Annotated in this window: 21 protein-coding genes; 11 read left to right on the forward strand and 10 right to left on the reverse strand. The window is 68.5% G+C overall.

All coding sequences use genetic code 11. The features are described 5' to 3' along the window. Nucleotides 1–145 precede the first annotated feature (145 nt). From EPN98_RS19835 to EPN98_RS19860, 6 genes are all read right to left on the reverse strand, one after another. Nucleotides 146–610: a GFA family protein gene (locus EPN98_RS19835; protein ID WP_293364657.1), complete on the reverse strand. Its 465-nt coding sequence runs from the start codon at nucleotides 608–610 to the stop codon at nucleotides 146–148. Nucleotides 611–689: 79 nt separating this feature from the next. Then, nucleotides 690–1,919, reverse strand: coding sequence for a 5-aminolevulinate synthase (hemA, locus tag EPN98_RS19840; RefSeq protein WP_293364658.1), 1,230 nt, complete (start codon nucleotides 1,917–1,919; stop codon nucleotides 690–692). A 198-nt stretch (nucleotides 1,920–2,117) separates the two neighbouring features. Continuing rightward, nucleotides 2,118–3,011, reverse strand: a complete 894-nt coding sequence (gene mmsB, locus EPN98_RS19845; RefSeq protein WP_366558503.1) for a 3-hydroxyisobutyrate dehydrogenase — start codon at nucleotides 3,009–3,011, stop codon at nucleotides 2,118–2,120. Nucleotides 3,012–3,033: 22 nt separating this feature from the next. Continuing rightward, a complete protein-coding gene (locus EPN98_RS19850) occupies nucleotides 3,034–3,780 on the reverse strand; it encodes a methyltransferase (protein WP_293364660.1) in 747 nt (248 codons plus the stop codon). A gap of 40 nt (nucleotides 3,781–3,820) precedes the next feature. After that, the gene (locus tag EPN98_RS19855; RefSeq protein WP_293364661.1) at nucleotides 3,821–4,885 is read right to left on the reverse strand and encodes an enoyl-CoA hydratase/isomerase family protein; all 1,065 of its coding nucleotides are present in this window, start codon (nucleotides 4,883–4,885) and stop codon (nucleotides 3,821–3,823) included. Beyond that, nucleotides 4,882–6,021, reverse strand: coding sequence for an isobutyryl-CoA dehydrogenase (locus tag EPN98_RS19860; RefSeq protein ID WP_293364662.1), 1,140 nt, complete (start codon nucleotides 6,019–6,021; stop codon nucleotides 4,882–4,884). Before EPN98_RS19860 ends, EPN98_RS19855 begins: the two co-directional genes overlap by 4 nt. Nucleotides 6,022–6,142: 121 nt before the next feature. Between EPN98_RS19860 and EPN98_RS19865 the strand changes: the two genes are divergently transcribed. Together EPN98_RS19865 and hemB are read left to right on the forward strand one after the other, a co-directional pair. Then, nucleotides 6,143–6,727 carry a hypothetical protein gene (locus EPN98_RS19865; protein WP_293364663.1) on the forward strand — a complete coding sequence of 195 codons (585 nt, stop codon included), beginning with the start codon at nucleotides 6,143–6,145 and terminating at the stop codon, nucleotides 6,725–6,727. Nucleotides 6,728–6,773: 46 nt separating this feature from the next. Beyond that, nucleotides 6,774–7,790, forward strand: coding sequence for a porphobilinogen synthase (hemB, locus tag EPN98_RS19870; protein ID WP_293364664.1), 1,017 nt, complete (start codon nucleotides 6,774–6,776; stop codon nucleotides 7,788–7,790). Here hemB and EPN98_RS19875 read toward each other — a convergent pair. After that, nucleotides 7,787–8,665, reverse strand: coding sequence for an SMP-30/gluconolactonase/LRE family protein (locus EPN98_RS19875; protein ID WP_293364665.1), 879 nt, complete (start codon nucleotides 8,663–8,665; stop codon nucleotides 7,787–7,789). The two genes, hemB and EPN98_RS19875, sit on opposite strands and share 4 nt — an antisense overlap. 26 nt (nucleotides 8,666–8,691) lie before the next feature. On the opposite strand from EPN98_RS19875, the gene EPN98_RS19880 reads away from it, so the two are divergent. Further along, on the forward strand, nucleotides 8,692–9,078 hold the full coding sequence (locus tag EPN98_RS19880; protein WP_293364666.1) for an NUDIX domain-containing protein: 387 nt from the start codon (nucleotides 8,692–8,694) through the stop codon (nucleotides 9,076–9,078). Nucleotides 9,079–9,195: 117 nt separating this feature from the next. Here the strand turns inward: EPN98_RS19880 and EPN98_RS19885 are convergent, their stop codons facing one another. Both EPN98_RS19885 and EPN98_RS19890 read right to left on the reverse strand, forming a co-directional pair. Continuing rightward, nucleotides 9,196–10,071: an alpha/beta hydrolase gene (locus tag EPN98_RS19885; protein ID WP_293364667.1), complete on the reverse strand. Its 876-nt coding sequence runs from the start codon at nucleotides 10,069–10,071 to the stop codon at nucleotides 9,196–9,198. Between the two features lie 95 nt (nucleotides 10,072–10,166). Then, nucleotides 10,167–10,676, reverse strand: coding sequence for a GNAT family N-acetyltransferase (locus tag EPN98_RS19890; protein WP_293364668.1), 510 nt, complete (start codon nucleotides 10,674–10,676; stop codon nucleotides 10,167–10,169). Between the two features lie 102 nt (nucleotides 10,677–10,778). Between EPN98_RS19890 and EPN98_RS19895 the strand changes: the two genes are divergently transcribed. From EPN98_RS19895 to EPN98_RS19920, 6 genes are all read left to right on the forward strand, one after another. After that, a complete protein-coding gene (locus EPN98_RS19895; protein WP_293364669.1) occupies nucleotides 10,779–11,684 on the forward strand; it encodes a flagellar motor protein MotB in 906 nt (301 codons plus the stop codon). Nucleotides 11,685–11,758: 74 nt separating this feature from the next. Next, the gene (locus tag EPN98_RS19900; RefSeq protein WP_293364670.1) at nucleotides 11,759–12,523 is read left to right on the forward strand and encodes an arginyltransferase; all 765 of its coding nucleotides are present in this window, start codon (nucleotides 11,759–11,761) and stop codon (nucleotides 12,521–12,523) included. 85 nt (nucleotides 12,524–12,608) lie between these two features. Continuing rightward, nucleotides 12,609–13,274 (forward strand): DnaA/Hda family protein, encoded by a 666-nt coding sequence (locus EPN98_RS19905; protein WP_293364671.1) that lies wholly within the window; start codon nucleotides 12,609–12,611, stop codon nucleotides 13,272–13,274. A 117-nt stretch (nucleotides 13,275–13,391) separates the two neighbouring features. Further along, complete coding sequence (locus tag EPN98_RS19910; RefSeq protein WP_293364672.1) at nucleotides 13,392–14,975, forward strand: CYTH and CHAD domain-containing protein; 1,584 nt, start codon at nucleotides 13,392–13,394, stop codon at nucleotides 14,973–14,975. An 18-nt stretch (nucleotides 14,976–14,993) separates the two neighbouring features. After that, nucleotides 14,994–17,204 carry an RNA degradosome polyphosphate kinase gene (locus EPN98_RS19915; protein WP_293364673.1) on the forward strand — a complete coding sequence of 737 codons (2,211 nt, stop codon included), beginning with the start codon at nucleotides 14,994–14,996 and terminating at the stop codon, nucleotides 17,202–17,204. After that, nucleotides 17,185–18,684 (forward strand): Ppx/GppA phosphatase family protein, encoded by a 1,500-nt coding sequence (locus EPN98_RS19920; protein ID WP_293364674.1) that lies wholly within the window; start codon nucleotides 17,185–17,187, stop codon nucleotides 18,682–18,684. Before EPN98_RS19915 ends, EPN98_RS19920 begins: the two co-directional genes overlap by 20 nt. Nucleotides 18,685–19,177: 493 nt before the next feature. Here EPN98_RS19920 and rnd read toward each other — a convergent pair whose 3' ends face one another. Next, entirely contained in the window at nucleotides 19,178–20,356 is a 1,179-nt protein-coding gene (gene rnd / locus EPN98_RS19925) for a ribonuclease D (RefSeq protein WP_293364675.1), read from the reverse strand. Nucleotides 20,357–20,433: 77 nt separating this feature from the next. Between rnd and purM the strand changes: the two genes are divergently transcribed. Next, entirely contained in the window at nucleotides 20,434–21,459 is a 1,026-nt protein-coding gene (gene purM / locus EPN98_RS19930) for a phosphoribosylformylglycinamidine cyclo-ligase (RefSeq protein WP_293364676.1), read from the forward strand. A gap of 92 nt (nucleotides 21,460–21,551) precedes the next feature. Next, nucleotides 21,552–22,349 (forward strand): DUF3313 domain-containing protein, encoded by a 798-nt coding sequence (locus EPN98_RS19935; protein ID WP_293364677.1) that lies wholly within the window; start codon nucleotides 21,552–21,554, stop codon nucleotides 22,347–22,349. Nucleotides 22,350–22,437: the final 88 nt, after the last annotated feature.

Raw genomic sequence — 22,437 nt, forward strand, 5'->3', positions numbered from 1 at the left:
AACAGGGGCGCCCGGGAACCGGCTCGCGTCGGGTTGTGCTCGAACCAACTCCTGCGTGAGAGTTGAGCACGCTTCGGTTGTTTTCCTATTGCGCCAAACCGACGCGGGTCGCACTTGTCGCACCACTCGTGCGCCGATGACCGCCTCAGCCGACGCCAGCGGCCTTGGCCATGTATTCCTGGACGATCGGCATCCACGCGCCGTCTTCCGGGAATTTCTCAAACCGATATGGCGCGCCTGTCCCCGCCCAGGGCAGCATTTCCGACGTGTAGGTTTCAACATAGGGGGCAGCGTGCGCGGCATCGTCCAGCATGGTCGACCGCACATTCACCATCGGCATCCCCGGCGGTTCGGTGAACACCCAGCTGAGGCAATGGGCGCAGTGCATCTGGCGGAATTCGCCATGCAGCCCGCCGACGACGGGGTCTCCCGCCGTGACCTTGAAGCCGGTCCTGGGAATCAGCGTGCTGAGGGAATACGGCCCGCCTGTCATCTGCTGACAGCCGCGGCAGTGGCAGGCCATCGTCACCATCGGCGCCTCGGTCACCTCGAAGCGGAGCTGGCCGCAACGGCAACCGCCGCTCCAGGGCAAGGTCTTCGGGTTCAGCATGGACGCGTTCCGCTAAAACAGGGCGCGCATCATCGACGGCTGCAGCCGCGTCGGAAAGCCGGAAAGCGATGAGCGGTTGTCAGGCCGCGACGCCGCCCACGCGGGCGATGTTGCAGTGGACCCAGAGCTTCTCGAGCACTTCGACCAACTCGTCCATCATCCGGTCGTCGTGAGCCGGCGACGGCGTGAAACGCAGACGCTCGGTGCCACGCGGCACGGTCGGGAAGTTGATCGGCTGGACGTAGATGCCATGCTCTTCGAGCAGCATATCCGAGATCATCTTGCAGTGGACGGGATCGCCCACCAGCAGCGGCACGATGTGGCTGACCGAGGGCATGACCGGCAGGCCGGCCCGCAGCATCTTGGCCTTCAGGGCCGCGGCCCGGGCCTGATGGGCCACGCGGACCTCGTTGTGTTCCTTCAGATAGCGGATCGAGGCCACGGCGCCGGCGGCCAGCGCCGGCGGCAGCGAGGTGGTGAAGATGAAGCCGTCGGCCCAGCTGCGGATCGCGTCGCAGATGACCGCATCGGCGGCGATGTAGCCGCCCATGACGCCAAACGCCTTGCCCAGCGTGCCTTCGATGATGTCGATCTCGGCCATGACGCCGTCACGCTCGGCGACACCGGCGCCGCGCGGGCCGTACATGCCGACCGCGTGGACCTCGTCGAGATAGGTCAGCGCGCCGTACTTCTTGGCAAGGGCCACGGTGCCGCGCATGTCGGCGATGTCGCCGTCCATGGAGTAGACGCTTTCGAAGGCGATCACCTTCGGCGCCGCCGGATCGGCGGCGGCCAGCAGCTCTTCCAGGTGTTGCAGGTCGTTGTGACGGAAGACGATGCGCTGCTCGCGCTTGCCCGCGCGGATGCCGCTGATCATCGAGTTGTGGTTCAGCTCGTCGGAGAAGATGAGCAGCCCGGGCAGGATCTTGTAGAGCGTCGACAGCGACGCCTCGTTCGACACGTAGCCCGAGGTGAACAGCAGCGCCGATTCCTTCTGGTGAAGGTCGGCCAGCTCACGCTCAAGTTCGACGTGATAGTGGGTGGTGCCCGAGATGTTGCGGGTTCCGCCCGAGCCGGCGCCGGCCGCTTCGATGGCCTCGTGCATGGCGTCCAGCACGACGGGATTCTGGCCCTGGCCGAGGTAGTCGTTGGAGCACCAGACGGTGACGTCCTGGGTCGTGCCGTCGTCACGGGTCCAGGTGGCGCGCGGGAACTCGCCTCGATGGCGCTTCAGGTCGGCGAAGACCCGGTAGCGGCCCTCGGACCGGACACGGTCCAAGGCGGTTTGGAAGGCTTCCCTGTAATCCATCGACTTGTTCCCGGTCGCGCGCACGTGAGCGCGCTTTCCCCGGCCCCTGAGATATGACTGCCTTTTGGCGCCGGGATTTCACCTTGTCCACAAACACGAAGGTGAATCCGGCGTCACCTTTCGTGAATGGGTACGTAAATTTCGTGATCGGACCCGTCGTTGACACCGATCAAACGCACGCTCCTAGCGGCGCCGCGATCACGCCTGCGGCGTATTCCCGCGCAGCATTTCGAGAATCGCCGAGAAGTCCTTGCCGCCGCCGCCCAAGCGATCAAACAGGGCGTAGAGCCCCTCCGCCGTCGCCCCCAGCGGCGTGGCCGCGCCGGCCTTCGCGGCGGCTTCCTGCGCCAGCTTGAGGTCCTTCAGCATCATGCCGGTGGCGAACCCGCCCTCGTAGTTGCGATTCGAAGGCGCCGTCGGCACCGGGCCCGGCCAGGGGCAGTAGCTGGTCAGGCTCCAGCACTGGCCCGACGACTGCGACGAGATTTCGTGGAACTTCACAGGGTCCAGACCCAGCTTCTCGGCCAGCGCCAGGGCCTCGCAGACCCCGATCATCGAGATGCCGAGGACCATGTTGTTGCAGATCTTGGCCGCCTGCCCCGCCCCGTGGTCGCCAGCCCGGATGGTGGCGCGCGACATGGGCTTGATGACCTCTTCCACCGCGGCGAAGTCGGCCTCGTCGCAACCGACCATGAAGGCCAGCGTGCCCGCGTCGGCGGCCGCCGTGCCGCCCGAGACCGGGGCGTCGGCGAAGCGGAAACCGGCGGCCTTGGCCTGGGACGCCACGGCGCGGGCGCTCTCGACGTCGATGGTGGAGCAGTCGACCAGCAGCGCGGATTTCGGCGCGTTGGGCAGGATCTGTTCGGCGTAGACCGAACGGACGTGCGGGCCGGCCGGCAGCATCGTGATGACAGCGTCGGCCGATTTGACGGCCTCGGCCACCGAGGCGGCCTTGCCGCAGCCGGCGCCGACAGCCTTGTCGAGGGCCGCCGCCGACAGGTCGAAGGCCATGACCTCGCGCCCCGCCTTCGCCTGGTTGGCGGCCATCCCGCCGCCCATGTTCCCCAGGCCGATGAACGCAACGCGGGTCATGGATACCTCTTGGTCTGACGCCCTACCTGGGCTTGCGGAACTTGTAGATGAACTGGTCCGTGTGGCCACGGATCGACGGGTCGAAGACCATCTTGGTGTGGTCGTCGGCCGGGTTGCGCAGGACGTTGCTCTCGGCCTCGAACTTGAAGCCGGCCGCCTCGACCTGCTTGCGGACGGCGGCGCCGTCGATGCGGTGCAGCTTGTCGTCGGGGTCGATGGGCGCGCCGGGCGCGCCCTGGTGGTCCAGGACCACGAAGACGCCGCCGGGCTTGAGGTTGTCGTAGATCGCCTTGACCACCTTCGGCACGTCGATGTTGCGCTGGCGGGCGTAGAGGTCGTGGAAGTTCTGGGCCGTCCAGAAGATGTCGGCCGGCTTGTCCAGCTTGAAGTCGCCGCCGGCGATCGAGACGATCGTGATGTTGCCGTACTGCGGGTCGGCGGCCACGGCCGCGATCGGCGGCGGCGCGGTGGCGTTCGGCGGCGGCGGGTTGCCCATGGCGTAGACGTGGCCTTTGGGTCCCACCGTCTTGGCGAAGATGCGGGTGAAGTAGCCGCCGCCCGGAATGAAATCGACGACCGTATCGCCGGGCTTCACGCCGGCGAACTCCAGCATGGCGGCAGGCTTGCGGTCGGCGTCACGCTTGGTGTCGGCCTCGGGGCGGCCCTTGTCGGCCACCGCGGCGGTGACGGCGGCGGACGGCGCGGCCTGGGCCATGCCGGCCGACAGGACAAGGGCCAGGGCCACGCCCGTCAGAAGCTTTTTTCGCATCTCGGTTCCTCCCCGCGGCCGGTCCTGGCCGCCTTGCCGGTCAACGTAGAGGCGACCATTCCTGATCGGAAGGGAGCGGGGCGAATATCGCGTCGAGCGTCGCCTCGCTCACGTCGTGCGGCCGGGCCTCGCTCCACCTCGGCGCGTTGTCCTTGTCGACGATCACGGCGCGGACGCCTTCGAGGAAGTCGTGGCGCTGCACCACCCGGGCGCCGATGCGGTACTCCATGGCCATGTTCTCGGCGAAGCTGCTGGCCTGGGCGCCCAGTTGCAGCTGCCGGAAGGCGACCTTCATGGTTTGGGGCGACTTGGTGGCCATCACCTTGAGCTGCTCGGCGGCCCAATCGGTGCCGGCGTTCTCCAGGCCCTCGACGATGGCCTCGACGCTGGGCGCGGCGAAGATGCGGGCGATCTCGTCCTGGTGCTGGGCCAGCGCGGGCCGCCCGGCGTCGCCTTCGAACTCGGTGAGGATCGCCTCGGTGCGGTGGGGTTCGGCCAGGATGGCGGCCTTCAGGTCCGGGATGCGGGCGCTCTCGACGTAGTCCGTGGCCAGTTGCAGCAGCTCGCAGTCGGCCGCCTTGATCCGGGCCCCGGTCAGCGCCAGCCACAGCCCGATGTGGTCGGGCATCCGGCTGAGGTACCAGCCCCCGCCGACGTCGGGGAACAGGCCGATGCCGGTCTCGGGCATGGCGAAGGTGGTCCGCTCGGTGGCCACGCGGAACCGGCACGGCCGCGACAGGCCCACGCCGCCGCCCATGGTGATGCCGTCCATGATCGCGACCCGCGGCTTCGGGTAATGGAACAGCAGGTGGTTCAGCCGGTACTCGGTGAAGAAGAACTTGCGGGCCTTGGCGCCGTCGCCGGCGCCGCTCTCGGCCAGCATCCGGATGTCGCCGCCCGCGCAGAACCCGCGCTCGCCGGCGTGGTCGATCAGCACCAGCTCGACGGCCGGATCCTCGCGCCACGCCAGCAGGGCCTCGGTCATCAGCGCGATCATGTTCGTGGTCAGCGCGTGGATCGCCTGCGGGCGGTTCAGCGTGATGCGGCCGACCTTCCCCTCGATCCGGCAGAGGACCTCGTCCTCGATTCTGGGGGCATCGCTCATTGGCGGAACAGCTCCCGCGCGGTGATGACGCGCATGATCTCGTTGGTCCCTTCGAGGATCTGGTGGACGCGCAGGTCCCGCACGATCCGCTCCAGCGGATAGTCGCGCAGGTAGCCGTAGCCGCCGTGAAGCTGCAGCGCCTGGTTCGCCACTTCGAAGCCCGTGTCGGTGGCGAAGCGCTTGGCCATGGCGCAGTGCTGGGTCGCGTTGGGGTGTTTCGTGTCCAGCGAATGGGCGGCGCGGCGCACCATCAGGCGGGCGGCGTCCAGCTCGGTCGCCATGTCGGCGAAGCGCCACTGCAGGCCCTGGAATTCCTTCAGCGCCTGGCCGAACTGCTTGCGCGTCTCGAGGTGGCTTTTGGCCGTATCGAGCGCGAGGCCCGCGCCGCCCAGCGAGCACGAGGCGATGTTGATCCGCCCACCGTCCAGGCCTGCCATCGCGAACTTGAACCCGTCGCCCTCGGCCCCGATCCGGTTGGCCTCCGAGACCCGGCAGTCGTCGAAGTTCACCATGGCGGTCGGCTGGGCGTTCCAGCCCATCTTGCGCTCCTGGGCGCCGAACGAGAGACCCGGCGCGCCGTTCTCGACGACGAAGGCCGAGACGCCCTTGGCCCCCTGCCCGCCCGTGCGCGCCATGACGACGTAGACGTCGGAATAGCCCGCGCCCGAGATGAAGGCCTTGGAGCCGTTCAGGACGTAGTGGTCGCCGTCCTTCATCGCGGTGGTCTTCATGGCGGCGGCGTCCGAGCCCGAGCCGGGCTCGGTCAGGCAGTAGGACGCCACGAATTCCATCGTGGTCAGCTTGGGCAGGTAGCGGCGGCGCAGGTCGTCCGAGCCGAACCGGTCGATCATCCACGAAGCCATGTTGTGGATCGAGATGAACGCCGCCACCGAGACGTCGCCGTAGCTGAGCTGTTCGAAGACGATCGAAGCGTCGAGGCGGCCCAGGGCCGAGCCGCCCACGTCCTCCTGGACGTAGAGGCCGGCGAAGCCCAGCTCGGCCGCGGCCTGAAGGACCTCGCGCGGCATGATCTTGTCTTCGTCCCAACGCGCCGAGTGCGGCGCCAGCTCGGCCAGCGCGAAGGCCCGCGCTGCGTCCTCGATCGCCCGCTGGTCGTCTGAGAGGTTGAAATCCATGCCAGCGGTTGAGCGCGGCGGGCGCGGGCTGTCAACTCGTCCGCTGGGTCACCATCTGGAGCCACGGCGCCACATGCCGGTCGCTTTTGGCGGCTGGGCTGTGGGGCGGGAGATTGCATGCATGGCCGCCGTCGCGATCGGCAATGTCGGGACGGAGCGAACGCGACGGCGGACCCTGGTGTTCGTGCTGTCGATCCTGCTGCACGGTCTGGTTCTCGGCTGGTTCGCGTTCCGGCAGGACCGCACGCCGGAGGACGCCGCTGCGCCCGCGGTCGTGGTGCAACTGCTCGACGTCGCGAAGCTGCCTCGGCCGCCGTCGCGGGCCGACCAGGAGGACGCCCTGGCGGCTCCGGTGATCAGACCCGTCTTTCCGGTGACGCCGCGCTACGTCGGCCCTCCCGCCAGTGAGGTCGGCGCAAAGGACCGCGGCATCGACCTGTTCGGCCCGGTCTTCGCCGACGGCGAATGGCCCCGGCCCTGGATGCGCAGCGCCTGCGACCCGGTCGCCGATCCGGACATGACCGGCCCGGCCTGTCAGCGGGAGCAGGCCATCGCCCGGGGCGTGAACCGCGCCTTCGACCCGAACGAGGGTACGGACGAGTTCGCCCGCGAAGCCCGCCGCAACGAGGCCGTGAAGCGCTACCGCGACGCGCCCGGAATGTCGGGATACCCAGGCATCCGCTGCCACGTGCTGCACAACTGCTGAGCCTGCGGGCTTGCGTCTTGAAAGGCATGGCTGCAAATGCGCCGCCATGACGAACGCGCCCCTCGCCGCCTATCCCGCCCTTCGCATGCGCCGCCTGCGCCAGGCCGACTGGGTCCGACGCATGGTGCGCGAGACGGTGCTGACGCCGAACGACCTGATCTGGTCGATGGTGGTGCATGAGGGCGAAGGCACGGTCCCCGTGGGCTCCATGCCGGGCGTGGCGCGCCTGTCGGTCAAGGAGTGCGCCAAGGCGGCCAAGGAGGCCAAGGCGCTGGGTATACCGGCCATCGCCGTCTTTCCGCACATCGACGGGGCCAAGAAGGATGCGACGGGCAAGCTCGCGCACGATCCGAACGGCGTGGTCGCCAACGCCGTGAAGGCCATGAAGGACGCCGCGCCTGAGGTCGGCATCATGTGCGACGTGGCGCTGGATCCGTTCACCGACCACGGCCATGACGGCCTGATTGAGGACGGCCGCATCCTGAACGACGAGACCATCGAGGCGCTGGTCCGCCAGGCGGTCATGCAGGCCAAGGCCGGCTGCGATATCCTCGCCCCCTCCGACATGATGGACGGCCGGGTGGGCGCGATCCGCCAGGCGCTGGAGAGCGAGGGCCTGCAGGACGTGATGATCATGTCCTATGCGGCCAAGTACGCCTCGGCCTTCTACGGCCCCTACCGCGAGGCCATCGGCTCGGGAAAGCTGGGCACGGGCTCGGTGGACAACCCGGGCGACAAGAAGACCTACCAGATGGACAACGCCAACCATGCCGAGGCGCTGCGCGAGGTGGCCCTCGACATCTCAGAGGGCGCCGACATGGTGATGGTCAAGCCCGGGATGCCCTACCTCGACATCGTGCGCCAGGTGGTGGACGCCTTCGGGATGCCGACCTTCGCGTTCCAGGTCTCGGGCGAGTACGCGATGATCATGGCCGCCGCCCAGAACGGCTGGCTGGACGAGGAACGCTCGATCCTGGAGAGCCTGGGCGCGTTCAAGCGCGCGGGCGCCGCGGGCGTGATCACCTACTTCGCCCCGCGCGCGGCGCGGCTGCTCGGGGCCTAGGGCCGCCCGGCCCGCGGGCTGTCCACCCGCGCCACGATGATTTTTCCCGTCGCCGTCTTCGCGGCGGCCTCGTGATCCGAGCTGGCGGCGGTGAGCATGAACAGCGTCCGGCCGTCGTCGCCGCCCAGCATGCAGGCATAGCAGGGCTGGCCGGTGTCGATGATCTCGAGCACCTCGCCGCCCTCCGCGATCCGCACGCACATCGGGGCGATGGGATTGGCGATCCAGATCGCGCCGTCCGCGTCGAGACAGATCCCATCGGGCACGCTGGGGCTGGTGGGGGCCCAGACCCGGCGGTTCGACAACGCGCCGTCCGGGCCGATATCGAAGGCGGTGAGCACCGCGCCCAGGGTCTCGCCCAGGATCAGAGTCTTGCCGTCGGGCGTGATGACCGGGCCGTTCGGGAAGTGCATGCCCTCGGCGGCGATGCGGACCTCACCGGTCGGCGACACATAGGCCAGCTTCGCGGTCGGATGATCGGCCAGCACGTTCTCGACGCCGCGCGACGCGATCGCCGCATCCAGGTCGAAGCCGAAGTTGCCGACATAGGCTCCGCCCGCGGAATCGACGACCATGTCGTTGCAGTGGAAGTCGGCGATGTGGCCCAGGTCGGCGTGGACCACGATCGCCCCGTCCGCCGTGCGGCGCAGGACCTGGCGCCTGGTCATGGAGACGATCAGCATGGAGCCGTCGGGCATCCAGCCCAGCCCCGAAGGTCGGTCGTCGATCTCGAACTCGACGCGCACGTCGCCGGCCAGCGACACCGACTTCACCGCATGCGCGTAGAAATCGCTGAACCACAGCCGGCCCTCACGCCAGCGCGGCCCTTCGCCGAAATAGATGCCCTCGGCCAGCACCTTGGTCGCCCGTCCCATGCCGTTTCCTCTCTTGGATTGGCCCGATGATCGTCGAGGTGGTCGGCGCTGTCATCCGCGACGCCACGGGACGGCTACTCACCGTGCGCAAACGTCGGACGCTACGGTTCATGCTGCCCGGCGGCAAACTGGAGCCCGGCGAGAGCGACCTGGAGGCCCTGGCGCGGGAGTTGATGGAGGAACTGGGGGTCGAGCTGCTCTCGGCGACGCTGCTGGGTCGCTTCGAGGCGGCGGCGGCGAACGAGCCTGGCGCGACGGTGCGGTCTGCGGCCTACATCGTCGAGATCACCGGCGACATCGCGATCCAGGCCGAGATCGAGGAACTTCTCTGGATCGATCCGAAGGCGCCGCCGGACGTCCCGATCGCACCGCTGCTAGGGGAGCAGATCCTTCCGGCGCTTTCCCTCCCTTAGTGGGGAGTGACAGGCCGCGCGAGCGGCCAGGGTGGGGAAGTCGGGGCTAGTCCTGGGGGGCAGGTGAGGATCAACACCTCCCCACCCTGCTCGCCTGCAGCGAGCTGTCCCTCCCCATTAAGGGAGGGAGGGCTCGAGCGACGGAAGCCACGCCTGCAGGATCGGGTTCACCTTCTGAGGGGCTTCCTGCTGGACCCAGTGCGAGACGCCCGGCAGGCGGCGGATCGTGAGGTCGCGGACGTATTCCTCGGTCCCGTCCAGCAGTTCGATCCCCAGGGCTGCATCCTCTTCGCCCCAGATGATGAGCGTGGGCGTCTCGATCACATCCCACGGTCCGGCCATCTTGCCCTGCAGGCGCAGCGCCGCGCGGTACCAGTTGACCATGCCGCGGATCGCGCCCGGCCGCTGGGCGTCCCTGGCGTAACGCTCCAGCACCTCGGGACCGAAGTTGGTCTTGTCCTTGGCCATGTCGAAGAAGGCGCGGCGGATGGCGCGGCCGTCGTTGGCCGTCAGCGTCCACTCGGGCACGCCGGGCAGCTGGAAGAAGAACATGTACCAGGACTTCTTGCGCTGAGCCTTGTTGGTGCGCAGCTGGGCCGCCATCACCGCCGGGTGCGGCACGTTCATGATCACCAGCCGCTCCAACGGCCGCACGCGGTTGGCGGCGAAGGCCCAGGCCAGGCCGGCGCCCCAGTCGTGGCCGATCAGGGTGACCTTCTTGGCGCCGCTGGCGTCGATCAGCGCGCCCACGTCCTCCATCAGCCGGTCGATGAGGTAGTCCTTCATCGCCTTGGGCTTGGGCTCGGTCTCGCCATAGCCGCGCAGGTCGGGCGCCCAGACCCGGTAGCCCATCTGCGCCAGCACCGGCATCTGGAAGCGCCAGGAGAACCGGCTCTCGGGGAAACCGTGGAGGCAGAGGGCCAGGTGATCGCCCTCGCCTTCCTCATCGACCGCGAAGCGGAAACCGTTGGCCTCGACGAACCGCGTTTGCATGGATTGAGCCTCTGCTGAACCTGCGCCACGGCCTAGCTTCCTTCCCCGACGAAAGTGAAGGGAAGAATCGGCGAGCCGCCCGCGCCCGCGGCGCGTCAGTCGCCCGCCGTGAAGTACGTGCTCTCGCGATCGATTCCGGGCAGCTGGATCATGCCCCGGTAGATGAAGCCGATCTTCCGCAGCACAGCCATCGAGGCGAAGTTCTCCGGAGTGGTGATCGCCGCCAGCTTGGGGATGCCCATCGGCCCCTGGGCGTGGGCCAGGACGGCGGCGGCCGCCTCCTGGGCGTAGCCGCGGCCCCAGACCTTCTGGATGAAGGCGTAACCTACGTCGGGCGTTTCCAATCCTTCGCGGCGAACCAGACCGGCCAGCCCCACCGGCGCGCCGTCGGCCTTCTGCACCGCCAGCCACATGCCGAAGCCGTGGTCGCGATAGCTGCCCAGGACGCGCTCCTCAATGTAGGCGCGGGCCTGGTCCTCGTCGCGGACGCCGCGATCGCCGATGTTCTCGAGGAAGCCCGGCGAGTTGAGCAGTTCCAGCATGAAGCGCGCGTCGGCCAGTTCGACCTGGCGCAGGCTCAGGCGTTCGGTTTCCAGGACGACCAAGGCAATCCCCAACGGCTAGCGGGCCCCAACAACCAGCGGGCAACACCATCTTAACGCGCCTCCCGCAATTTGCGGCGGAATCAGAGTTAAGGCGGGTGAACCATGGCTGTGGGCGAACAGCCGATCATCATCAAGAAGATCAAGAAGGGCGGCGGCGGCGGGCACCACGGCGGGGCCTGGAAAGTCGCGTACGCCGACTTCGTGACCGCCATGATGGCCTTCTTCCTGCTGATGTGGCTGATCAACACCACCTCGCCCGAGCAGAAGCGCGGCATCGCCGACTACTTCGCCCCGGCCAGCGTCTCGCAGACCATGTCGGGCGCCGGCGGCATCCTGGGCGGCTCGGCCCTGGGATCGGACGGCTCGAAGAGCGCCGGCTCCAGCGACGTGATCGAGGAACTGGCCCCCAGCTCGCAGAATCCCAACGCCGGCGACTCCAAGGAAGGCAGCAAGGGCAAGACGCCCGAGGAGGCCGCCGCCGCCGCCATGGCCGAGGCCCAGGCCAAGCGGGAGGAAGCCGCCTTCCAGTCGGCCGCCCAGTCGCTGCGCCAGGCGCTGCAGTCGATGCCTGAGCTGGCCGAACTGTCGAAAAACATCATCATCGACGAAACCCCTGAGGGTCTGCGCATCCAGCTGATCGACCAGGAAGGTCGCTCGATGTTCAACCAGGGTTCGGCCCAGCCGAACGACCGGGCCAAGGTGCTGCTGCGGGCGATTTCGAAGACCATCAACCAGCTGCCCAACCGGATCAGCATCTACGGCCACACCAGCGCCAGCGCGAACGGGGCCAAGCCCGAGGGCGACTGGGCGCTGTCGTCGGCCCGCGCCGACGCCTCGCGCAAGGTGCTGCAGGGTTCCGGCGTGGAGGCCGACCGGGTCTATCAGGTCTCGGGGAAGGCCGCGTCCGAGCCGCTCTATCCCGACGACCCGATGCTGCCCGGCAACCGGCGGATCGCCATCGTCCTGCTGCGGGAGGCGCCGGTGCTGCCCGAGGATTCGGGGCTGTAGGGAGTTCTTGCGCCGAGGCCCGGCATGACGCCTAATCGGCGAACACGCTCTCCTGAGAAAGCGACACCCGGTCCGTGACGCAGCACTTTCCGACCCGACAGCTCCGGTTCTTCCTGACTGCGCCGTCCCCGTGCCCGTACCTGCCCGAGCGTTTCGAACGCAAGGTGTTCGCCCACTTGCCCCTGTCGGACGGCGCCACCGTCAACGACAGCCTGACGGCCGTGGGCTTCCGCCGCTCGCAGAACATCGCCTATCGCCCGGCGTGTGAGGCCTGTTCGGCCTGCGTCTCGGCCCGAATTCCGGCCGGCGACTATGTCTTCTCGCGCTCGGAACGGAAGATCCTGAACCGCAACGAGGACATCGAGCGCCACTTGGTCGAGGCCGAAGCCACGATGGAGCAGTTCGACCTGCTCCGCCGCTACCTGACCGCCCGCCATGCCGACGGCGGCATGGCCGAGATGACGTGGCCGGACTACGTGGCGATGGTCGAGGACACCGCGGTCCGCACGCACATCATCGAGTATCGCACCCGATCGAAGGACGGCGGCCCGGGCGACCTGATCGCCTGCACGCTGGTCGACCTGATGAACGACGGGCTGTCGCTGGTCTACAGCTTCTATGATCCGAACGTCAGCCGCCGGAGCCTGGGCAGCTATGTGATCCTGGACCATGTGATCCAGGCGGGCCTGACCAGCCTGCCCTACGTGTACCTGGGCTATTGGGTCCGAGGTTCGCAGAAGATGGACTACAAGGTGCGCTTCTCGCCGATCGAGTTGCTGAAGCCTGAGGGCTGGAGCCTGGCGGGCGCACGTGAGCTGAACGGCGCAAAGCCCGAGTAGTCGTGGACAAACTGCGCGGGTTGCTGGCGCGGCGGGCCCCTGGGGCCTAAATTCCACGGGTGAGACCAACCGACCGGCACGACGCATGACGCGGCAACTTCGGCTGAGCCTGGGCCAGGAGCCTGAGGCGCCGTCGTTCGACGCGTTCGTCCGGGGTCCGTCCAACGCCCTGGCTGTCAACGCCGTCGAAGCCTGGCCGGCGTGGCAGGGCGGCTGCCTGGCGATTGTGGGACAGAAGGGCGTCGGCAAGTCTCACCTGGCGCGCGCCTGGGCTGCACGCGTCGATGCGCTGATCCTCGATCCACGCACGCCTGACGTCGAGGCGGTCGCGGGGCGCCCGGTACTGCTGGAAGACGCCGATCGCGGCGCATCCACAGAGGGCCTGTTCCACCTGTTCAACCTGGCGGCCCGCGAGGGCGGCGGACTGTTGCTGACCGCCCGGACCCGACCCTCGACGTGGCCCACAGCCCTGCCCGACCTTCGCTCGCGCCTGAACGCCTTCCCGGTCGTCGAGATCGACGCGCCCGACGACATCGTGCTGGAGGGCGTGCTGCGGCGGTTCTTCCGTGACCGCAACATTCGCCCGCCCGAGGAGGTCTACTCCTACCTGCTGACCCGCATGCGCCGCTCGATCCCGGACGCCAAGGCCATCGTCAAGCAGCTGGACGAGGCCGGCGATGAAGGGTTTCGGCCGGTGACCCGCGTGCTGGCGCGGCAGATTCTGGAAGCGCAGGGCTCGCTCGACTTCTGACGGGGGCGCTTCGGCCGAATCGCGAAGAATCTTTCGCAGCGCGATAGACAGAGCGATTCGTTTTCCGGCAGTGGTTCTGGGCGCGGCGCATCGGGCCGCGTTCGACGGGACCTGGGAATGCTTGCGCGGATCCCGGCAACGGCCGCCCAGGAGCTGGAACTGAAGTTCCAGCTCGGCGTCGGCGCCCTCGAGGCGCTGCAGGGCGAAGCCTTCCCCGTCGATCAGGCCAAGGTCTCCCAGCTTCATGCCGTCTATTTCGACACGGCAAGCCTGGCGCTGCGCGATGGGGCGTTCAGCCTGCGCGTCCGGCGCAAGGGATCGTCCTACATCCAGACCCTGAAGCACCGCGCCAGCGGCGGCATCTTCGACCGTGACGAGTGGGAGACGCAGGTTCCGGGCCCCGACCTGGATCTCACGGCCTTGACGGACACGCCGGCCCAGGCCGCGGTCGGCGGCGCTCCGCTCGCGCCGGTCTTCAGCGTCGAGGTGGAGCGCCGCGTCCATCTGTGGGTCCGGGGCGACGTCCGCATTGAGGTCAGCTTCGACACCGGCCTGATCGTGGCCGGCGACCGCCAGGAGCCGGTGGCGGAGATGGAGCTGGAGCTCCTCTCCGGTCCGCCGCAGGCGCTCTTCGACCTGGCGCGCGAGTTGTTGGGCAAGGCCCCGCTGACCCTGGCTTTCGAGAGCAAGGCCGAGCGCGGGTACCGTCTGGTGGGTCATGACGGCGTCGCCGCGCTGAAGGCTCAGAACACCGCCATCAGCCCGACAATCACCGGCGGCGAGGCCTTCCAGCGGATCGCCCGCGACGCCCTGGTTCAGATCGCCGGCAACGCGCGGCTGCTGCAGCGCGCCCACAATCCTGACGTCCTGCACCAGATGCGGGTCGGCCTGCGCCGCCTCCGTGCGGCGCTGTCGGTGTTTCGCGGGATGCTGGACCCCGAGGGCCTGAACGCCGCGCGCAGCGAGACCCGCTGGCTGGCGGGCGAACTGGCCGATGCTCGAGACTTCGACGTCTTCCTGCAGCGCGCCGCCACACCCGACGAGATCGACGAGAGCGCCGGTCGCACCGCCTTCTTCCGGGCGCTGCGGATCGCCCAGGCCGATGCCTATGAGCACGCCCTTGCGGCTGTCCGCTCGGACCGGTTCCGCGCCCTTCTGCTGATGCTGGGGGAATGGGTCGAGGTGGGCGGCTGGCAGCGGTTGGCCAACGACCGCGAGCGCGCGCTACGCGAGGGACCCGTCACCGCGCTTGCGGCGCCCGTCATGGATCGCCTGGACCGGCGGCTGCGCCGCAGGTCGCACAAGTTCCGAGAGATCGACGTCGAGGCCCGCCACGACCTGCGCAAGCTGGCCAAGAAGCTGCGCTATGCGGCGGCGTTCTTCGGCGGAGCCTTCCCCGAGCATCCCAAGCGGCGCGCGCGGTTCATCGCCGCGCTCCGGACCCTGCAGGATCACCTCGGCGAACTGAACGACATGGCCGTGGCCCGGACGATCGCCATGCGCGCCGTCGGCCGCCGATCGGGCGAGCTGGCGTTCGCCGCCGGGCTGGAGGTGGGCCGGCTGACCCATGACGAAGACGTCGTGATCGATGCAGCCAGCGACGCGTTCAAAGCGTATCGCAAGGTGAGGCCGTTCTGGTCGCTGCCGGGCGATCGCAAGAAGGACCTTAACCTTTCCAGGCCACGTTTGCAGAGCGCCTGACCGCGTTAGAGAATCAACATGCCCAACGACGTCTCACCGATGAAAGCCGCCGCGTCCTCCACACGCGACGCCGCGTCGGGGGCGACCGATGATCTCAGGGGTTCCCCGGCCCGGTTCTTCAATCGCGAGCTGTCCTGGCTGGCCTTCAACAGGCGCGTGCTGGCCGAGAGCATGAACCTGCGACATCCGCTGTTCGAGCGGCTGCGGTTCCTGTCCATCAGCGCCAACAACCTCGACGAATTCTACATGGTGCGGGTGGCGGGTCTCAGGGCCCAGGTCCGCGAGGGCGTCCGCACGCTGAGCCTCGACGGCCTGACCGCGGCCGAGCAGTTGGTGAGGGTCAACGAGGCCGCCGGACACCTGATGGGCGACCAGCAGACCCGCTGGCGCGAACTGTGCGCCGAACTCGCCGCCGAGGGCCTGCACTACATCTCGGCGAATGAGGTCACGCCCGCCGAGCGCGTGGCGCTTGAGGAACGGTTCCTCGCGGATCTGTTCCCGCTGTTGACGCCGCTGGCTATCGATCCCGCGCACCCCTTCCCGTTCATCCCGAACCTGGCCTTCTCGCTGGTGCTGAAGATCCGCCGCACGTCAGACGGCCGGCAGCTGTACGCCCTGGCTCCCCTGCCCGCCCAGGTCGCGCGGTTCTGGGACGTCGCCCCCGGCCGGCCCACGCGCCGCAAGGCGCAGCGTCGGGTGATCTCACTGGAGAGCATGGTCACGCTGTTCCTCGACCACCTGTTCCCGGGTTGCGAGATCGAGGAACAAGGCGTGTTCCGCCTGATCCGCGACAGCGACGTCGAAATCGAGGAAGAGGCCGAGGACCTGGTGCGCGAGTTCGAGGCCCGGCTGAAACAGCGGCGCCTTGGCTCGGTTGTGCGCATCGAGATCGAGGACGACATGCCCGAGGAGCTACGGGCCTTCATCCTGCAGAGCCTGAAAGCGGGCCCCGAGGACGTGATCGTGTTCGACGGGCTGCTGGGCCTGGACGAACTGACCCAGCTCATTCCGTCCGACCGGCCGGACCTCAAGTTCAAGCCCTTCGAGCCGCGCTTCCCCGAACGCATCCGCGACCACGGCGGTGATTGCTTCGCCGCGATCCGCGAGAAGGACATCCTGGTCCACCACCCGTTCGAGAGCTTCGACGTGGTGGTCCAGTTCCTGCGCCAGGCCGCCCGCGACCCGAACGTGCTGGCGATCAAGCAGACGCTCTACCGGACGTCCAAGGACAGCCCGATCGTGGCGGCCCTGATCGAGGCGGCCGAGAACGGCAAGAACGTCACCGCCCTCATCGAGATCAAGGCCCGCTTCGATGAGGAGGCCAACCTGAAGTGGGCGCGCGACCTGGAGCGCGCCGGCGTCCACGTGGTCTACGGCTTCATCGAGTACAAGACCCACGCCAAGCTGTCGGTCGTCGTCCGTAAGGAGGGCGAACAACTGCGCAGCTACTGCCACTTCGGAACCGGCAATTACCACCCGATCACGGCGCGCATCTACACCGACCTGTCGCTGTTCACGACCGAGCCTCCGTTCGGCCGGGACGCCGCCAAGCTGTTCAACTACGTCACCGGCTATGCCCAGCCGGTAGGCCTGGAACGCCTGTCGTTCTCGCCCGTCACCATGAAGCGCGACCTCCTGAAGATGATCCGCCAGGAGATCACCAACGCCGAAGCGGGCAAGCCGGCGGCGATCTGGGCCAAGATGAACTCGCTGGTCGACCCGGAGGTCATCGACGGCCTCTATCAGGCCAGCCAGGCCGGCGTGCCGGTCGATCTGGTCATTCGCGGAATCTGCTGCCTGCGCCCGGGCGTGCCGGGCCTGTCCGAGAACATCCGGGTGAAGTCGATCGTGGGTCGCTTCCTCGAGCATGGCCGGGTCGTGGCCTTCGCCAACGGCCACCCCATGCCCTCGCAGCACGCGCGCCTCTACATGTCGTCGGCCGACTGGATGCCGCGCAACCTGGACCGCCGGGTCGAGGTGATGACGCCCATCGAAAACCCGACGGTGCACCAGCAGGTTCTCCAGCAGATCATGCTGGCGAACCTGAAAGACGAAGCGCAAAGCTGGACCCTCGATGCCGACGGCGGCTATAGGCGTGATCCTGCCTGGGACCACCCGAACGCTTTTTCGGCGCACGACTACTTCATGACCAATCCCAGCCTCTCCGGTCGCGGGCAGAAAGTGAAAGACATGCCGCGCGCGATCGAAAATGTGGCCACGCGGGGATAGCGCCAGCCGCCCGGACGGCCGTCAGGCGGCTGTCATCGACGTCGGATCCAACTCCGTTCGCCTGGTGATCTACCGGGTCGACGGCCGTGCGCTCTGGACTGTCTACAACGAGAAGGTCGTCGCCGGCCTCGGCAAGGACCTGACCGCCACGCGCCGTCTCTCCCCCGAGGGCGTGGAAGCCGCCATCGGCGCGCTGCGCCGGTTCCGCTCGGTGCTCGACGGCTGGAAGGCCGATGAGGTCACCGCCTGCGCCACCGCCGCTGTGCGAGAAGCCGCCGATGGCAAGGCCTTTCTCAAGCGCATCAAGGACGAGACCGGGCTGGAGGTGCGCGTGCTGTCCGGCGAGGAGGAGGCGCGCTACGCCGCCCTGGGCGTGATCTGCGGGCAGCCCGACGCCGAGGGGGTGGTGGGCGACCTGGGCGGGTCCAGCCTGGAACTGGTGCGCCTGAACGGCATGGCGCATATCGAAGGCGTCACCCTGCCCCTGGGCCCGTTCGCCCTCGGCGCCCCCAAACCCCTGAACCTCGAGCGTACGCGCCGGCTCGTGGACGACCACCTCGCGCCGCTGGCCAACCGCTACGCCAGCCCCGAGTTCCACGCCGTCGGCGGCGCCTGGCGCAACCTGGCCCTCCTCCACATGCAGATCGCGGACTATCCGCTGCACGTGGCCCACCAGTACGAGATCAGCGGCGCCGACGCGCTCGATCTCTCGCGGCTGGTCCAGCGCCAGTCGCGCAGCTCGCTGGAGCGGATCGAAGGCCTGTCGAAGAAGCGCTTCGACAGCCTTCCCTACGCGGCCCTGGTGCTGGAGCGGCTGATCGAGCGCCTGGGCGTCGAGACAATCACCATCTCGGCCTATGGCGTGCGCGAAGGCCTGCTGCTGGAGGCCATGCCGCCCGAGACGCGCCAGTTGAACCCCCTCATAGAGGGCTGCGAGGCGCTGACGTCGCAGCGGGGCATCTCTCCCGAGCTGGGCCACGCGCTGGAGGCCTGGGTCGCGCCGCTGTTCGAGAAACTGCCGCCGCTGTTCGGCGGGCGCGACATGATCCTGACCGCCGCCGCCAGCCGATTGGCCGAACTGGGCTCACGGCTGCACCCCGACCATCGCGCCGACCTGGCGTTCGAGCAGGTGCTGCGCGCGCCGCTGGCCGGCATGAACCACGCCGAGCGGGTGTTCCTGGCCTCGGTGGCCTTCTCGCGCCATTCCGCAGCGCCCCAGCCGCCGGACACCTCGGTCGCGCGCGTCCTCACCCAGGAACGCCGCCAGCGCGCGCGGGCGCTGGGCTCGGCCCTGCGCCTCGGCTGCGACCTTTCCGGCCACAATGTGCGGCTGCTTGAAAAGTCGTCGCTGACAGTCCGCGGCGACCGCCTGGTGGTCACCGCCCTCACCGGCTGGGAAGACATGCTGTTGGGCGAGCAGACGACCCGCCGGGCGCAGACCCTGGCTCAGGCGCTCAAGTTGAAGCTGGAATTGAGCTGACCGGAGCGCGAGGGTGCAGGTCGCGCCCCGGTCAGTCGGACCTTCGGCCAAGACTATCAGGACACCGAAGCCTCAGGGCCCAAATGAAGAGGGCGGCGCACCGGTCGCCCGGAACACCGCCCTCTAATCCAGATCCGTTGGGGGACCTGAGCCTTCGAGGTGGAAGGGGTCACTCGGTCCCGCTGGTCGCCCAGCTGAACTCCGCTCCGACTTCCGTGCCGCCTCCGGGCCCGAACTCGCCTGGGTTGCCCCTGGCGCCCTCAGATCCGGAGAGCCTCCTGCCCGCTTGCCGCCCGGTCGCCCGGTCCGCCGCGCCGCTTTCCCTCTCGGCAAGTTGAGGGTCTCGCAGACCCGTGCGGGGCGCAACGGTCCGGGTTTCCAGCCTTGTGGAGCGAAGGGTCGACAGACGGTGGAGCACCTGTGGAAAACGGTCGGACAAGCGTCAAAAGACCTTCACGATCCGACGCTTCAGTTATCCTCAGGGAACAGGCGATCAGCCCGCGGAGGCCGCTCTCGGCGCCCGGCGCACCTCGACCACCCGCACGCGGGAGCCATCCAGCACGAGGGCCAGTTCGCCGCGCTTGAGCTTGAGCGCGTCCTCGCCGAACGCCTCACGCCGCCAGCCCTTGAGGGCGCCGACATCAGCGCTGTCGTCGTTGGCGATCTGCTCGAGATCCGAGACGGTGGCGATCAGCTTGGAGGCCACGCCCGCTTCCTCGGCGCGCGCCTTCAGAAGCACCTTCAACAGTTCGACGACGGCGCCGGCGGCCGGCGAGGCCTGCTGGCGCACCTTCTCGATCACCGGCGCGTAGGCCTCGGGATCCTTCAACGCCTCGCGGATCGCCGCCACCAGATCGGGGCCGAACCGGGAGCCGGAGAAGCCCTTGGGCACCGAACGCAGGCGGTCCAGGCCCTCGGCGTCGGTCGGCGACTGGGTGGCGATCTCGTCGATCGCCTCATCTTTCAGGATGCGGCCGCGCGGCTGGTCGCGCAGCTGCGCCGTGCGCTCACGCCAGGCGGCGACCGCACGATAGACAGCGAGGTACTTGGCGGTGTGCCGGCGCGGGCGCAGCCGCTTCCAGGCATTCTCGGGCTCGACGTCGTAGTTCGCGGGCGCCGTCAGGTCGGCCATCTCGTCAGTGACCCAGCCCAGGCGACCTTCCTTCTCCAGCCGCTCGCGCAGCATGGGGTAGAGCTTCGCCAAGTGGGTCACATCGGCCAGGGCATAGGTCAGCTGGTTGTCGGTCAGGGGCCGGCGGGCCCAGTCGGTGAAGCGCGAACTCTTGTCGAGCTCGATCTTCAGCATCTGGCGGACCAAGGCGTCGTAGGCGATCTGCTCGCCGAAGCCCGCCGCCATCCCGGCGACCTGGGTGTCGAACAGCGGCCGGGGCATGGCCTGCAGGTTGTTGAAGATTTCCACGTCCTGGCGCGCGGCGTGAAACACCTTCAGGATCTTCTCGTCGCGCAGAATCTCAAGAAAGGGCTCGAGGTCGATACCCTCGGCCAGCGGATCGATGCACGCCTCGGCCGTGGGCGCCGCGGCCTGGATCAGGCACAGCTTCGGCCAGTACGTGGTCTCACGCATGAACTCGGTGTCGACCGCCACGAACGGCTGGCCCTTGATCTTGTCGCAGAACGCCGCGAGTTCGGCGGTGGTAGTGATAGGCGTCATAAATCAGCTATAGCCCCGCGCGCGGACGACTCCAGTCCGCAAGCGCGTCTCTCTGCACTCCAAGTCCGGGTTCGTAAATGTCCGAACGGCCAAACGGTCTCACCTATGCGCAAGCCGGCGTCTCGATCGACGCCGGAAACGAGCTTGTCGAGCGCATCAAGCCGCTGGCCAGATCCACCCGGAGGTCGGGGTCCGAGCCCTCGCTGGGCGGCTTCGGCGCCCTCTTCGACCTCAAGGCCGCGGGCTACGACGACCCGCTGCTGGTGACCACCACCGACGGCGTGGGCACCAAGCTGAAGGTGGCCATCGAGACGGGGCTGCACGGCACGGTCGGCATCGACCTGGTGGGCATGTGCGTCAACGACCTGCTGGCCCAGGGCGCCGAGCCGCTGATGTTCCTGGACTATTACGCCACCGGGAAGCTGGACGTTGAGGCCGCGGCGTCCGTCGTCGCGGGCATAGCCGAGGGCTGCCGACAGGCCGGCTGCGCCCTGGTGGGCGGCGAGACGGCCGAGATGCCCGGCATGTACGCCGAGGGCGACTACGACATGGCCGGCTTCTGCGTGGGCGCCGTCGACCGCGACAAAGTCTTGCCCCGGCTGGGCGACCAGAAGGACGGCGACATCCTGATCGGCCTGGGTTCGTCGGGCCCGCACTCCAACGGCTATTCGCTGATCCGCCGCATCGTCGAGCGCTCCGGACTGGCCTGGGACGCCCCTGCCCCGTTCGCCGAGGGCAAGACGCTGGCCGAGGCGCTGCTGGAGCCCACGCGCATCTACATCAAGACCGTCCTGCCCCACCTGAAGGCCGGCCGCGTGAAGGGCCTGGCCCACATCACCGGCGGCGGCCTGATCGAGAACCCGCCGCGCTGCATCGCCGAGGGCCTGATCCCGCGGTTCGACTGGGAGGCCTGGACGATGCCGCCGGTGTTCCAGTGGCTGGCTGAGACGGGCGGCGTCTCGGAGCACGAGATGCGCCGCACCTTCAACTGCGGCGTAGGCCTGATGCTGGTGGTCGATCCTCAGGATCTGCCCGATGTGCTGGCGGGTCTGGCGCAGGCCGGGGAAGACGCGTTTGTGATGGGCCAACTGACCCGCGCCTAAATCCGGCGCGGCCGCTTGAATGGGCCGCGGGCGGCTCCAAATGAGCTCTCGGGCGTTGGGCGAGGCAACATCGTGTGCCTCAAGAGCCGCCCATGAAGGCCGTCGCCGCCCTCCCCCTTCTCCTCATGCTGGGGGCCTGCGCCGCCACGCCCAAGCCGTCGGGCCAGCTCTCAACCTACGAGGGCCTCGCGACGCGCGAGAGCGCCGTGAGGACCGGCCTTGCCCAACGCAAGGCGGAGGTTCGGGTCGCAAGCGTCGCCATCGAGCCTACGGTCGTCATCGCCGGCCCCAAGACCGCCTGGCTGACCGACACAGAACGTGCGTTGCTGGCGCGCGAAGCCGACGCGCAGCTCTGTTTCGAGTTCACCGAGCGCTACGCTCTGGCCGCCAGCCCTGCCGAGGCCGACGCCAGGGTGCGCGCCATTATCACCCGCGTCGAACCCACCGGCCGCGTGGCGTCGGCGCTCTCGGCGGCGTCCGGCTTCTTCATCCCTGGCCCCATCGGTCTGCGCGTACCTGGCGCGGTCGGCGGCCTGGGCGCCGAGGCCGAGATGTTGGATCGTCGCGGCCGGCAACTGGCGGCCGTCATCTGGACCCGTGACGCCCAGCCGATCGGCACCGACAACCCCTCGCTGAGCCGGCTGGGCGATGCGCTACAGCTGGTCGAACCGTTCGCCGACGCGGCGGCGGCGGCGGCCACGCCCGAGGGGCTCAAGTCGCGTAAGATCGGCGATGACGACCCATGCGCCGCCTACGGGCCGCGCCTGCGCCCTGAGGGGTTCCTGGCCAAGTTGGCGACCGGCCTCTACGTCCCGGATCTCAGCGGAGCGAGGGGCGGTCAGGCCAAGGACGGCGAGGCCGTTGCATCGGAAACTGCGGAAGCGCGCTGAATGGCGGCCCGCTTGCCGGCAATGCGGCCCATCGTTCTCAGCTGACGCCGACGTGGCTGGCGCCCAGGGCGGCGAGGACACCACCGCG

This window comes from Phenylobacterium sp. (genome assembly GCF_004299445.1).
In the GTDB taxonomy this organism is placed as follows: domain Bacteria; phylum Pseudomonadota; class Alphaproteobacteria; order Caulobacterales; family Caulobacteraceae; genus Phenylobacterium.

Excerpts from the sequence above, each read along its gene's own strand:
- EPN98_RS19895 (WP_293364669.1), top strand. The coding sequence starts at position 10,779 with ATGGCTGTGGGCGAACAGCCGATCATCATCAAGAAGATCAAGAAGGGC.
- mmsB (WP_366558503.1), bottom strand. The coding sequence starts at position 3,011 with ATGACCCGCGTTGCGTTCATCGGCCTGGGGAACATGGGCGGCGGGATG.
- EPN98_RS19935 (WP_293364677.1), top strand. The coding sequence starts at position 21,552 with ATGAAGGCCGTCGCCGCCCTCCCCCTTCTCCTCATGCTGGGGGCCTGC.
- EPN98_RS19880 (WP_293364666.1), top strand. The coding sequence starts at position 8,692 with ATGATCGTCGAGGTGGTCGGCGCTGTCATCCGCGACGCCACGGGACGG.
- EPN98_RS19885 (WP_293364667.1), bottom strand. The coding sequence starts at position 10,071 with ATGCAAACGCGGTTCGTCGAGGCCAACGGTTTCCGCTTCGCGGTCGAT.
- EPN98_RS19855 (WP_293364661.1), bottom strand. The coding sequence starts at position 4,885 with ATGAGCGATGCCCCCAGAATCGAGGACGAGGTCCTCTGCCGGATCGAG.
- rnd (WP_293364675.1), bottom strand. The coding sequence starts at position 20,356 with ATGACGCCTATCACTACCACCGCCGAACTCGCGGCGTTCTGCGACAAG.
- EPN98_RS19835 (WP_293364657.1), bottom strand. The coding sequence starts at position 610 with ATGCTGAACCCGAAGACCTTGCCCTGGAGCGGCGGTTGCCGTTGCGGC.
- EPN98_RS19910 (WP_293364672.1), top strand. The coding sequence starts at position 13,392 with ATGCTTGCGCGGATCCCGGCAACGGCCGCCCAGGAGCTGGAACTGAAG.
- EPN98_RS19850 (WP_293364660.1), bottom strand. The coding sequence starts at position 3,780 with ATGCGAAAAAAGCTTCTGACGGGCGTGGCCCTGGCCCTTGTCCTGTCG.
- EPN98_RS19915 (WP_293364673.1), top strand. The coding sequence starts at position 14,994 with ATGCCCAACGACGTCTCACCGATGAAAGCCGCCGCGTCCTCCACACGC.
- EPN98_RS19860 (WP_293364662.1), bottom strand. The coding sequence starts at position 6,021 with ATGGATTTCAACCTCTCAGACGACCAGCGGGCGATCGAGGACGCAGCG.
- EPN98_RS19905 (WP_293364671.1), top strand. The coding sequence starts at position 12,609 with ATGACGCGGCAACTTCGGCTGAGCCTGGGCCAGGAGCCTGAGGCGCCG.
- purM (WP_293364676.1), top strand. The coding sequence starts at position 20,434 with ATGTCCGAACGGCCAAACGGTCTCACCTATGCGCAAGCCGGCGTCTCG.
- EPN98_RS19875 (WP_293364665.1), bottom strand. The coding sequence starts at position 8,665 with ATGGGACGGGCGACCAAGGTGCTGGCCGAGGGCATCTATTTCGGCGAA.
- EPN98_RS19920 (WP_293364674.1), top strand. The coding sequence starts at position 17,185 with ATGTGGCCACGCGGGGATAGCGCCAGCCGCCCGGACGGCCGTCAGGCG.
- EPN98_RS19865 (WP_293364663.1), top strand. The coding sequence starts at position 6,143 with ATGGCCGCCGTCGCGATCGGCAATGTCGGGACGGAGCGAACGCGACGG.
- hemA (WP_293364658.1), bottom strand. The coding sequence starts at position 1,919 with ATGGATTACAGGGAAGCCTTCCAAACCGCCTTGGACCGTGTCCGGTCC.
- hemB (WP_293364664.1), top strand. The coding sequence starts at position 6,774 with ATGACGAACGCGCCCCTCGCCGCCTATCCCGCCCTTCGCATGCGCCGC.